This is a genomic window from Undibacterium sp. TC9W (assembly GCF_049339865.1).
Lineage (GTDB): Bacteria > Pseudomonadota > Gammaproteobacteria > Burkholderiales > Burkholderiaceae_D > Undibacterium.
Genome location: NZ_JBMPPJ010000118.1, coordinates 1 through 228, shown reverse-complemented (window position 1 = coordinate 228; position 228 = coordinate 1). Strand labels below are relative to the sequence as shown.

Annotated in this window: 1 protein-coding gene; it reads left to right on the top strand. The window is 52.6% G+C overall.

The window, feature by feature from the left end:
- Positions 1–11: 11 nt before the first annotated feature.
- Positions 12–228: hypothetical protein (locus ACO0LN_RS30490; RefSeq protein ID WP_422980535.1), on the top strand; the 217-nt coding region annotated here is incomplete at its 3' end.

Genomic DNA, 228 nt, shown 5'->3' with positions numbered 1-228 from the left:
CAGAAAACGGTGTGAACCTGAATGCACAGTCCACAGCGACTGCAGTTGCTCGCGTTGTTACAGACACGATCAACCTGGGTACAGGTAACGATACACTGGTCACTTACGGTGCGATCAACCTGGCTGGTGCACAATTGTCTGGTATTGAAAACATCACAGCGAACTCCGCTGTTGTGATCACTGCTTCCCAATACGCTGCTCTGGTTGCTGCCCGTGCTGCTCTGTCCC